This window comes from Brenneria roseae subsp. americana, from assembly GCF_003115815.1.
GTDB lineage: Bacteria > Pseudomonadota > Gammaproteobacteria > Enterobacterales > Enterobacteriaceae > Brenneria > Brenneria roseae.
Map to the genome: position 1 here is coordinate 19,661 of NZ_QDKJ01000015.1, position 11,361 is coordinate 31,021.

Sequence of the window (11,361 nt, forward strand, 5' to 3'; positions counted from 1 at the left end):
TATGAACGGTCAATTTGATAGAGAGCTAGATTTACTTATTGAACATGAAGGTCTGAATGAAGAATCAGTTTACCTACGTGACTATCAAGATTTTGAGGAAATTCCTTTATTTTCTCGTTTTGATAACATTTCTTTCTTAGGTTCATTGTCTTTTGATGAGAAGAATAAGGTTTTAATAAAGAAAGGTCTTGAGGTTTTAGAAAAAAGCGTTGAGTTAGTTACGGGGAAATTACCAAAAAATGATTGCTTGGATTATTTTTCCTGCCTTACGTTAACTGATATTGATGATTTTCATGAAGTGAATTGTTATACCCCTAATATATTTATTTCTAAAAGGAAAAGATGGCTTCTTCAGCATCTTGACTTGACTCAAAAAAACACGCCAGAAGAAAAATTAATTAATGGGTATTTAGTTTTGTTAGGGAGAGGGGAATATGTTGTTTCTGTCCCATCCAATTATTCAGAGGATAACAAGAGAATATATGTGGTGAAATGTTCCATATAGTGGTTGGTTTTTTCTTCTGTGCTAAACAAACGGAAGAATTCATTCCATTATTAAAAAATAAAGGTCGGTTCTCCAGTTTCTAGTCTGCAACCCCGTGGCTCTAGGGGTTGCTGAACTAAAGATGTATAAGTAGTTAAGATTATAAAAATATACTCTTAAAATGATATTGATTATGCTTAGGGATTATTTTCAATCATTATTTAATTGAGGTGCATTTACTCTTCAAAATGGTATTGTAAGCCACTTGCCAATCGTAAGTAAAACGTTTCTCTGCCCAATAATTGGGAACACATGGGTGGTAAGGCTATTGAATATCAGAGCGCGGTGGCCTTGTGACCATGTTTTGTTGCTGGAATGCCAGTTTCGCGCCACCGTCTCAAAAGTCAAAGCGCCACTCTCTTCAATTTTATTCGCTTTTTTCTTTTCGCTGGGATCACACTGCCATTAGCAATCAGTTTTCTTGCGTCGTCACGTCTCTCTCGTGCCTCTGCAAGAGATACGTCAGGATAGACGCCAAGAGCAAGCATCTTCTATTACCAGAGAACCGGTATTGAAAGCGCCAATACTTCGAGCCATTTAGGGGAACCAAACCCGTCGGTGAGCTCGATTGGCTTGTCGGAAGGCTTAGCAGACCTCACTTTTACATCAGTTAGCGCCATGGGTTGCACTTCTCTGTGTTGGTACAAAACATATCGAACTTACGATACCAACAAAACAAGGTTGATATAGGGGTTGTTAGTGGCCTTTAGTGAACAACAATTGAAGATTAAGTCATTGTTTTTAGAGTAATTTTCCGGGTGATGAAGGATGTTGACGAACAAGATTCTGGCGTCCCCAGCAGGAATCGAACCTACAACTAGCCCTTAGGAGGGGCTCGTTATATCCATTTAACTATGGGGACGAGAAGCGGGGCTATTATACTCATTTTCGTTCTGAGAATAAGCACTTATACCGTGCGTTTGCTTAAACTGTCAGCAATCGGCCTCTTTTCTCTCTTCTGTCCGTCGCGTTTTTCGCCGCGACTGATTTATGACGCTCCCGCTATTTCCTCTTGTCTTGTTGGCGTAGCGGCTTTCAAAACAGGTATTAACGTCTGCCGCATCATCTGTTTTTCCCGGTCCTATGCTATGCTCGTAAAGCTGCTGATGTCAGTCATTCGATCTGTTATCAGATCGTTTTCATCAACCCCTTCTGCGCTGAGAATAATCAGGCAATAGTCTGAAAAAACAGGAATACATAAGCCAAACTAGAAGAGAAACCATAAAATGTTAAACTGTTGGCATTATAGCGCTCTGGCCTGCCATCCTGTTGGGCGGACAGGCGCTGGGAATGCCTATTCTCAGCCGCGGGGCATAACGCAATATAATCAGGGAGAACAAATATGAATTACCGCCTGAGCGGGGTGGCGTTTGCCAGCGTATTACTTGTCGGCTGTGCCAGTTCCGGTGATCGGTCTCAAGAAGGACGTTCGGATCCGCTTGAAGGCTTTAACCGTACCATGTTTAGTTTTAACTATGATGTGTTGGATCCCTATGTGGTGCGGCCAGCGGCTGTCGCCTGGCGCGACTATGTACCCACACCGGCGCGTAACGGTTTGAACAACTTTTTCAGTAACCTGGAAGAACCGGCCTCTATGGTGAACTATTTTGTTGAGGGTAAGCCGTATAAAGCGATGATCCATTTTAACCGTTTCTTCCTGAATACCTTGCTGGGCATGGGAGGGTTGATTGATGTCGCATCCATGGCTAATCCCAAACTGGCAAAAGAAGAGCCTCGTCGGTTTGGCAGCACATTAGGTAACTACGGCATGGGTTACGGGCCTTATGTCGTGCTACCGGGCTATGGCAGCGCGACGCTGCGTGAAGATGGCGGTGGCGTCGTGGATACGCTATACCCGGTAATGAGCTACCTGACGTTCTGGATGTCCGCAGGCAAGTGGGCGCTGGAAGGACTGGAAACCCGGGCTCAACTGCTGGATTCTGATGCGCTACTGCGTAATTCCTCCGATCCGTACCTGATGATTCGTGAAGCGTACTTCCAGCGGCATGATTTCCTGGCCAGCGATGGACAGATTACTCCGCAGGTTAATCCGAATGCGGCGGCGATCCAGGACTCGCTCGACGAAATTGACGCCGGCGAATAGCGTTAACCGCTTATTTCCCTTCTCTTCTTAACGAGGCACCTTTGGGTGCCTTTCGCTTTTATAAAACACGGCTAACCTGGGCGTATGGATAATGTGGCGTTTCCCCCGCCTTGCATCAAACAACATTTTTCCAGGCGGTGGCGGGAACCCTGTCCCACAACCGATGATGAATGATTTCCGCCCGCCGGTGATCGCAGGCGCTTTCAAATTCGCTTTGCTCAGTTACGGGAACCTTCTCTTGCATATGTTCATACACGCGTTCTAACGTATCCAGATTACTGCAACGCCGAAATTTCATTAAATATTCAAGTTTGGTCATCTCTTTTTTTCCTTCTATTTTTTTCTACATATATTGGCCGTTTGCGTTTTTTCAAGTGGAGAATTTGTTTGGTTTTCGTGCTTGATGTACTGACTGTAAATAAAAGGTTGTCCGGCGGCGTGTCATTCGGGGGGGATACTGTGCGGTATAGCGGCGGTAGGTTGAGAATGGTTTTCTCCACCGGCCTTAATTAGCGCTGGATAATAGCCAATTGGGATTGGCTGGAATAAACTGCTTCAGTATATATCCGGCTTCTTTATGCTCATTTTAGCTAAAATAGCAAAGGTTTTAAGGATCATGACGATGAACACTGAGGGTTCAGCCGTACCGAAATTGCCGCCAATGCCTGCCGACGTTATTGCCGCCGTGAATGTCGTTGCTTCCTGGCTTGCCATCGATGATTTTTCTTCTCGCCGAGACGAATTAACCGCCGATGCTATTATTTTGACTGGTAATGCGGTATTAACAACAATCGATGGCGCTTGCTCTCTGGCAAAGGCTTACGGTATTCCTTTGATTATTTCCGGCGGCATCGGTCACTCCACGGCGTTACTTGCCTCGGCTATTGAAAAACATCCTCGTTATCGAGAGATCGATACTTCTGATACTCGCTCGGAAGCCCTGCTTTTTCATGATATCGCCACCCGGTTCTGGAGTTTGCCGGACGAACAGATCTTGATGGAAAATGCTTCGCGTAATACGGGGGAAAATGCCAGGTTCACGCGTGATTTGCTTGAAAAAATATCTCTTGAACCAAGGAATATTATTCTTATTCAAGATCCCTTGTTGCAACGCCGGGCTTACGCCACCTTTTGTCATACGTGGTCGGATTCAGCTAATAGCCCTGCGTTTTTCAACTGGCCGACATATATTCCCAGTCTGGTGAATACAGCCAATGGCGTCCGTTTCGCTGGCGATATTAATGACGGCCTCTGGGACGTCGATCGTTTTATCTCCTTATTGTTGGGCGAAATACCACGCCTGCGGGATAATGCGCAAGGATATGGACCAAAGGGAAAGAATTATATTGGCCATGTCGATATACCCAAACCGATTGAAGAGGCCTGGCAGTATATAATGCAACACCCGTTGTTTTTAACGAGTGTATGGTGTGAACGAGCCAATGCTACGTCAGGTTAAAAAAACGCTCGGTCAAAAATGATGTAGCCATTGTTCGCAAAACATCATTAGAAATTCTCTCCGTAAAGGCCAATCAGCCTGCGCACCACGCCGTTCGTCCAGCCAAACCCATCCTGAAGCGGATATTCGCCCCCTCTGCCTTCGCGCGGCGTACCGCCGGTGATATGGTATTTTTCAATCAGCTTATGGTGTTGCCGATAAAAATGATTCACCGTTGTCAGCCAATTGCGGGCGATTTCATCGCCAAGCGCATCATGACCGTACATTTTAAAGCCTTGAATGGCCATCCATTGCAGCGGCGCCCAGCCGTTGGGTTTATCCCATTGTTCGCCGCTTTCATGCTCGGAGGCCAACAGTCCGCCCGGCGTCAGCAGGCGTGCGCGCACCGCTTCCGCCAGCCTGTCGGCCTGTTCGTGGGTGGCGAGTCCCACATAGAGCGGGACGATGCTGGCGGCGGAAAAGAGCGCCATCTGCTGGCGATGCCAGTCATAATCACGAAAACAGCCTTCCTCTTCATCCCACAAATAGCGGGTAACGGCCGCGCGCCGGTCTTCCGCTTTTTGGCGAAACAGCGTCTCCGTTTCTTTATCTCCTTTCAAAACAGAAATATTGGCGATGGCGCTCTCCAACTTGTAAAGAAACGCGTTGAGATCCACCGGGATAAACTGTGTGGTGCGAATACTGGCGAGGCGATGCACATCACGCAGCCAGCGTGATGAATAGTCCCACCCCGAGGCGGCGCCGGCTCGCAGATCCCGGTAAACCTCATTGGCCGGGCGGGTGGAGTGTTTCGCGGTTTCCACATCTTCCAGCCAGGACTCATCGCGCGGGGTGTCCCTGTCATCCCAGTAGCGATTTAACAGCGTACCGTCCGGCATTCGCACCACGTGGCGATAGGCCTGATTAAGCGACAGCGATTCGGCGCCGTCCATCCAGAAAGCATACTCTTGCAACAGATGATCCAGATAACGGCGGGCTCCGCGCACGCCGTCTTCTTCAAACAATTCCACCATCAGTGCGAATACCGGCGGCTGCGAACGGCTGAGATAATAAGTGCGATTGCCGTTGGGAATGTGGCCGTAGGTTTCAATCATCCAGGCGAAATTATCCGCCATACAGCGCAGCAGATCGTTGCGCCCGCTTTCCGCCAACCCCAGCATAGTGAAGTAGGAATCCCAATAGTAGGTTTCGCTGAAGCGTCCGCCCGGTACAATATAGGCCTGCGGCAGCGCCAACAGCGACGACCACGGAATGTGGTCCTGAGGCTCACGCGTCAACACGCCCCATAGATTATCGATATGCTCTTTGAGGGAGCTCTGCGGATTGGAGACGTAATCGTGATTATCGTTTTCCGGCAGCCAGAAATGTTCTTCAATAAACTGCTTCAGGTCAAAGCCGGGTTTATTTTTCACTCGCCGGTAGCGAATGAGAATATCCAGCGGATCAATTTTTGGCGCGCAGTCGGGGAAGGTTTTACTGTCGTCAAAAATACGCGAAGACTGGACGCGTTCAAACAATTCCAGATAGCGATCGGCGGGCGTTAACGCATCGGAAGGCGGCAGCCCTTCGATCATTTCCGGCTCCGGCTCCGCTTCCAGCATGATGTCCGGTATTAATTCGAGGGGGTCAAGCTCGTATTGGCGATTTTTATCGATGTCAAACTTCACTGATTCAGCAACGTGTAATTTCGAATTTAACATGTGCTACAAACCTCAGCATTGCGTCGTAAAAATACGGGATGTGGCCCAGACTGGCTTCTTCCTATTAAGTGTAGACATTCGCTTCATCACTTACAGTAAAAAATGTGCTATCCATCACATTTCCATCTATCACAAAAGGCGGGGAGATTGTATAACTCATTATTTATACTCATAAAAATAACAAATCTGAATGAGTGCGCCAAACCGTAATTTGGCGTATTTTATTTGCAACGGTATATGAATAGCCCCGGTTGACGGGGCTGATTAAAAGGGGATGACGATGACGCCGCCTGAAGACCGGGAATGCGTTACAAGGTCGCCGCTTTGACGACGGCGCTGTGTGGCTGGATGGCCAGCAGGTCTTTCAGGTAACTGTCGCACCAGTGCGCGACATCATTTTTGCGCAGTAGCGCCATCATGTCGTTGTAGCGGGAAATACGCTCGGCTCGCGGCATGGTCAGCGCTTTATCCAGCGCCGCCGCCACGTCATCGCGATCGTAAGGGTTGACGATAAGCGCGGCGGTCAGCTCATTGGCCGCGCCGGCGAATCGCGACAGCACCAGTACGCCGGGATCGTCAGGATCCTGCGCCGCCACATACTCTTTCGCCACCAGGTTCATGCCATCGCGTAGCGGCGTGACCAGGCCGACATCCGTCAGACGAAATATTTTCATCAGCAACCGGCGGTCGAAATGCTGGTTGAGATAGTAGAGCGGCGTGCTGTTCAATGTTCCGTATTTGCCGTTAATCCGTCCGACTTCCATCTCCAACTGATGGCGGATATCCTGATAAGCCTGCACATCCCCGCGCGAGGTGGGGGCGATTTGTGAATAGCGAACCTTGCCGCGATGCTGCGGGTAGTTCTCCAGCAGGGCTTCATACGCCAGGAAACGTTCCGGCAGACCTTTGGTATAATCCAGCCGCTCGCAGGAAATAATATTCTGCGCATCGCTCAGTTCGCGTTTCATGGCGGCTATTTTGGGCGGCAGCGGCCCTGCCGCCATTTCCTGAATACTGTCCGGCGCGATGCCTATCGGATAAACTTCCGTCATGAACGTATGGCCGAAAGCGCGATGGGTTTTTGCCCCGATCGGCTGTAGTGCGGTCAGCTGTCCGAGGTTGTCGAGGAACGCCATCCGGTCGTTTTCCGTTTGGAACCCGAGCAGATCGTATTCGCACATCATTTTCAGCAGATCTTCATGGGTGGGCAGCGCATTGAAAATTTCCGGCGTTGGGAAGGGGATATGCAGGAAGAATCCGATGCGGTTATTCACGCCTAATTTGCGCAGCGCGGCGGCAAACGGCAGTAAATGATAGTCATGGATCCACAGAATATCGTCCGGTTTGATCAACGGCTGCAAGCGTTTTGCCAGCAGTTCATTGACCCGACGATAGCCTTCCCAGGCTTCGCGCTGAAACTGCACCAGATCGATTCGATAATGGAACGCAGGCCAGATGACGGCATTGGAAAACTGACAGTAATAAAGATCGTAATCGTTTTGATTGAGCGGAACGGAGGCATAAGTGATGCCGTCATTTTCCAGCAGATTCAGATCATCCTCATCTTCACCGGATATTTCACTTATCTCTCCGCTCCAGCCAAACCACAATCCCCCGGTAGTTTTCAATGCATCCAGAATACCTACGGCCAATCCGCCAGCGCTAGACTTCGATTTATCGGGAATAGCGATACGGTTAGATACGACAACCAGACGACTCATAACCTTAACTCCTTACCGACGTTATCTGTAATAGTAATTGTTCAAGCCAGTGATAAACGTCCGTTACCTGCCTGAGGCGGTAGCGGGCGTGGCCTGAACCGTCTCCAACCTTAACGGAAATGCCTTGCATGGCGTTCACGGCCAGAAATCCTTGCTCATCCGTCAGGTCGTCTCCAATAAAAACCGGAATACGCCCGCTGAAAGGGGCCTCCCGCATGAAGGCGTTGATCGCCGCGCCTTTATCCGTTCCCCGCGGTTTTATCTCTACCACGCACTTGCCGGGTTGTAGCGTCAGTTGAGGAAACTGCGCCACGGCGGATTCCGCCAGCTTCAGTATTTGCGGCTGATACGGCATCGCCTGGCGATAGTGCAGGGCGAAGGCCATACCTTTGGCTTCCAGCAAGGTGCCTGGCATGGCGCTCATACCATGCTCCAGCATCTGCCGCAGAGGAACCGCCACTTCCGCCGGCAACGTGACGCGATGCACGTTACCCTCGCCGTCGCGCCGTTCGGCGCCGTGTACGCCTGCCAGCGGCAGCTTGAGCGGCGCGGTCAGTTTATCAAGTTGTTCGATAGGGCGGCCCGATACCAGCGCCAGCGCGCCGTGACATGCCGCGGATAGCGTCTGCAAGTTGGCGCGGACGGCGGAAGGAATGGTAACGGCGTCCGGCTCCGGCCGAATTTCCGCCAGTGTGCCGTCGACATCGAAAAAGAAGGCGTATCGCCTGCCGTCGAGTTCGGGGAGGGGCTCCGTGTCTGTCGTGTTGTCTGTTGCAATGATGGTCAAACGGGGTCTCCTGTCTGCATAGTGTTCGTACTGCACTGCGTCACACGCTACATGGTGTTACGCGACCTGTCGTCGCGGAGCCACTGCGGGCGAGTCAAGTGAAGTTCCAGAATCGCAATCGCGCGAGGAGTGTCTGATGTCACGGTGAAGAGGGGATACGCTGCAACTGAAATAACATGAATACAGCTAATGGGCAGGATAAAATCGCTGATAACACGTTCTACAACCGAACAAATATAACCCAATAACCACAACCAGACTGTGAACATCATTGCAATTCATTGTAGACGTTGCTGGATGTTTGTCCAGATTCCCGGCCTTTCTCATCGCAGCCGGTGACATTTCCGGTCGTCTTTCATCTCTCTGCAATGCCAGTGGCGGGTTGGGTAAGTGTTTAACATTATCATAGAGATACAGCCTGCACCGGATGAGAAAAATAGCCGTGAAGCAATTCATTCCTTCACGGTGCCAGGAAGTTAATGCCAGCGATCGTGCGAGCGATGGGATTCATGCCAGCGTTTATCGTTCTTATGATGGCGGTCCGGGTTATTATGGACAATGCAGCCACTGAGCAAGAAAACGGAAAGCAGGCAAACGGTGGCGACGAGCTTTTTCATAATCATTTCCTTCTTTTTTATCAGGCCTTTTTATTGGGTGAACACGGGATGCAACGGTGATTGAATTCATTAAAAACTAAACTGTATGGTATATTTTATGAATTTGTTAATGAAAATCAACGGACATTGCAAGAGAAACGAATAATTAAGAATATTCCTTTCGTTATAAATGCAATGACTTTCTAAATGAATTGATGATGTTGTACGGAAATCCTGGTAAACCAAAAGAGGCGGCATGAGAACATTAGCTGAAGAACGGCGGCAGGCCTTTGGCAGCGGTAATCAACGCGGCAGATAAGGTTAACTTATCTGCCTGCGCTAAGAATGGGACGATCTTAGAATGCGTAGTTAAAGTTCACGCCGTACAGCCACGCTTTACCCTTGGAACTGAATTCATAACGTGGCGAGCCGGCGCTATCGGCGATAGGTTCGCTGATATTGACTTTTGTACCATGCATATAGGAAACGCCGACATCAACAGAGGCGTCTCTGTTGAAAGCATAGGTTGTGCCTGCGCTCAACCAGAAACGATCCTGATCGGGAATGGAAATAGAACGCTTATCGGCTGGCACCGGGCTATCATCGAACGCGATGCCGCCACGGAAGGTCCAGTTTTCATCGTGGTAGTAGGTCGTACCGAGCGCGATACGGTACGCATCACGGAAGCCTTCTTCTTTCTGAAACAGCGTCTGTCCGTCACTGCCCGTTGCGCGCAGTTCCTGGAACTGGCTCCAACTGGTGTAGGCCAGGCTGTAATGGACAGCCCATTTGGGCGCGACGCGGTGATAAGCCGATACTTCCCACATTTCCGGCAGATTCAGCGTCAGCTTGCCGGGGATGGTGGCACCACCGGTGCCGCCCACTGCCGTTGGCAGATCGTTGCTATAATCGCCGTTGAAATCGATATCGACCTTGGAGCGGTAGGTCAGGCCGAAACGGTGATTTTCATCGACTTCATACAGGATACCGGCGTTCCAGCCAAAACCCCACTCGTCCCCTTCAAGATGCGCCAGACGAGAGGATGGGCCAGCGACGACACCCTGCAACCCTCCAGCGGCAACGGGGATATTCGCTAATTCACCGGCTCTGCGTTCAATTTTCGCATCGGCATAGACCGCATTCACACCCAGGCCAAAGCTGAAGTGCTGGTTAAGACGATAGGCGGCGCTCAGGTTAATGTTGGAGGTGACCAGATCGGTTTTCCCCCCGATGGAACCTGCGGCGTAATTGTCATTGAACTCGGTTGCCAGGCCGTAATTGGTCACGGCGGACGCCCCGACCGCCCATTGTTCATTCAGCGGCATAATAAAATGCAGGTTGGGTACCCAGGCGTGCGGCGCGATGTTTTTGGCGCTGGTATTCTGGCCGGTCAGAGAGTTTTTTCCCTGAATATCAATATCCGGGTTGATATAAGTCACACCGCCGGAAAAGGCGGGACGATCAAACATGGTCATGGTCGCAGGGTTACGGCTACCTGAGGTTGCGTTGTCAGCAACGGCACCTTCGCCTGAAAACGCACGTCCCAGGCCCGATGATGAATACTCATTAAGCTGGAAACCAGCGGCGGATGCGTTTGTTGAAACCAGTGCCACTGCAACAGCAATTGCAGATTGTTTTAACAGGTTTTTCTGGCTCATGACCAAAACCTCTTTATGTGCTTGTTATTTAACTTTGTTACACGGAGTAACAAGGGACGCGCATTGTAGGGGGCGCATTCGGTCTGACAAATCAGACCAGTGGCCAAAGTATAAGTTGTGAATATGGTAATGTTGCAGTTGTGTATTATAAATATGTCCAAAATGATACGAAAATTAGATCCGCTTAACAGTTTGGTTAATTTTACTGAGCGGGAATTACGCAAATTTTACGCTGTTCTAACAATGATATGTGATGGATATCACTAAATATCGCCGTGAACAGTAAGTTCTAGTGCTGACGTGACCCGACGAGTAAAATAAGCAGGAAGAGAAGGTTTTTTGAACTGGATCAAATCTGCTATGCAGGTTATGGCCCCTATGAGGAAAGAACGATGACAAACGCGATAAACAAATGTAGTGCTGAGGAAACTGCTGCCTGCTGCTGCGTTGATGTTGGCACGGTAATGGATAACACGGACTGTACCGCGTCTTACAGCAAGGTCTTTGCTGAACGTGCCGAGGCGGAATCCATGCTGAGCTTGTTAACCGAAAAAGCGCGTGCGGTTGAGTCCGAACCTTGCCAGATCGACAGCAAGATTGATGCTGTCGAGGGCGGTGTAAAGCTGGATATTGATTTCACTTTCTCTTGCCAGGCTGAAACCATGATTTTCCAGCTCGGCCTGCGTTAATTTATCTGGCTTAATCCGATCTGGCAGTTATCCGTATCGACGCGGTTGCCGCCAGATCGAGGCCGCGTTTTTATCACCCCGCTCCGCGGCAACACGCCTGCTT

At 49.7% G+C, this 11,361-nt stretch carries 10 protein-coding genes, 1 tRNA gene and 1 pseudogene; 5 read left to right on the forward strand and 7 right to left on the reverse strand.

Annotation, left to right across the window (positions count from 1 at the left end; genetic code table 11):
• Position 1: 1 nt before the first annotated feature.
• Positions 2–505, forward strand: a complete 504-nt coding sequence (locus B4923_RS17120; RefSeq protein WP_170116081.1) for an Imm15 family immunity protein — start codon at positions 2–4, stop codon at positions 503–505.
• A 261-nt stretch (positions 506–766) separates the two neighbouring features.
• Here the strand turns inward: B4923_RS17120 and B4923_RS17125 are convergent.
• Both B4923_RS17125 and B4923_RS17130 read right to left on the reverse strand, forming a co-directional pair.
• A pseudogene (locus tag B4923_RS17125) lies at positions 767–1,164 on the reverse strand (Arm DNA-binding domain-containing protein); the annotation flags it as partial.
• A 167-nt stretch (positions 1,165–1,331) separates the two neighbouring features.
• Positions 1,332–1,406, reverse strand: a tRNA-Arg gene (locus B4923_RS17130).
• Positions 1,407–1,886: 480 nt separating this feature from the next.
• Between B4923_RS17130 and mlaA the strand changes: the two genes are divergently transcribed.
• Positions 1,887–2,648 carry a phospholipid-binding lipoprotein MlaA gene (gene mlaA / locus B4923_RS17135; protein ID WP_109055586.1) on the forward strand — a complete coding sequence of 254 codons (762 nt, stop codon included), beginning with the start codon at positions 1,887–1,889 and terminating at the stop codon, positions 2,646–2,648.
• A 115-nt stretch (positions 2,649–2,763) separates the two neighbouring features.
• Here the strand turns inward: mlaA and B4923_RS17140 are convergent, their stop codons facing one another.
• Entirely contained in the window at positions 2,764–2,967 is a 204-nt protein-coding gene (locus tag B4923_RS17140) for an Hha/YmoA family nucleoid-associated regulatory protein (protein ID WP_109055587.1), read from the reverse strand.
• A 258-nt stretch (positions 2,968–3,225) separates the two neighbouring features.
• Here B4923_RS17140 and B4923_RS17145 point away from each other — a divergent pair, with 258 nt between their 5' ends.
• Complete coding sequence (locus B4923_RS17145) at positions 3,226–4,107, forward strand: YdcF family protein (RefSeq protein ID WP_245929651.1); 882 nt, start codon at positions 3,226–3,228, stop codon at positions 4,105–4,107.
• Between the two features lie 47 nt (positions 4,108–4,154).
• On the opposite strand, the gene B4923_RS17150 is transcribed toward B4923_RS17145, so the two are convergent.
• The 3 genes from B4923_RS17150 to otsB all read right to left on the reverse strand — a co-directional run bounded on the left by B4923_RS17150 (position 4,155) and on the right by otsB (position 8,315).
• Positions 4,155–5,807 (reverse strand): alpha,alpha-trehalase, encoded by a 1,653-nt coding sequence (locus B4923_RS17150; protein ID WP_109055588.1) that lies wholly within the window; start codon positions 5,805–5,807, stop codon positions 4,155–4,157.
• A 308-nt stretch (positions 5,808–6,115) separates the two neighbouring features.
• The gene (gene otsA, locus B4923_RS17155; protein WP_109055589.1) at positions 6,116–7,528 is read right to left on the reverse strand and encodes an alpha,alpha-trehalose-phosphate synthase; all 1,413 of its coding nucleotides are present in this window, start codon (positions 7,526–7,528) and stop codon (positions 6,116–6,118) included.
• 4 nt (positions 7,529–7,532) lie between these two features.
• Complete coding sequence (gene otsB / locus B4923_RS17160; RefSeq protein WP_109055590.1) at positions 7,533–8,315, reverse strand: trehalose-phosphatase; 783 nt, start codon at positions 8,313–8,315, stop codon at positions 7,533–7,535.
• Between the two features lie 479 nt (positions 8,316–8,794).
• On the opposite strand from otsB, the gene B4923_RS17165 reads away from it, so the two are divergent.
• Positions 8,795–8,992: a hypothetical protein gene (locus B4923_RS17165; protein ID WP_109055591.1), complete on the forward strand. Its 198-nt coding sequence runs from the start codon at positions 8,795–8,797 to the stop codon at positions 8,990–8,992.
• Between the two features lie 275 nt (positions 8,993–9,267).
• Here the strand turns inward: B4923_RS17165 and fadL are convergent, their stop codons facing one another.
• Positions 9,268–10,569 (reverse strand): long-chain fatty acid transporter FadL, encoded by a 1,302-nt coding sequence (fadL, locus tag B4923_RS17170; RefSeq protein WP_109055592.1) that lies wholly within the window; start codon positions 10,567–10,569, stop codon positions 9,268–9,270.
• A 392-nt stretch (positions 10,570–10,961) separates the two neighbouring features.
• On the opposite strand from fadL, the gene B4923_RS17175 reads away from it, so the two are divergent.
• Positions 10,962–11,258 (forward strand): YfcZ/YiiS family protein, encoded by a 297-nt coding sequence (locus B4923_RS17175; RefSeq protein WP_109055593.1) that lies wholly within the window; start codon positions 10,962–10,964, stop codon positions 11,256–11,258.
• The last annotated feature ends 103 nt before the right edge of the window (positions 11,259–11,361 follow it).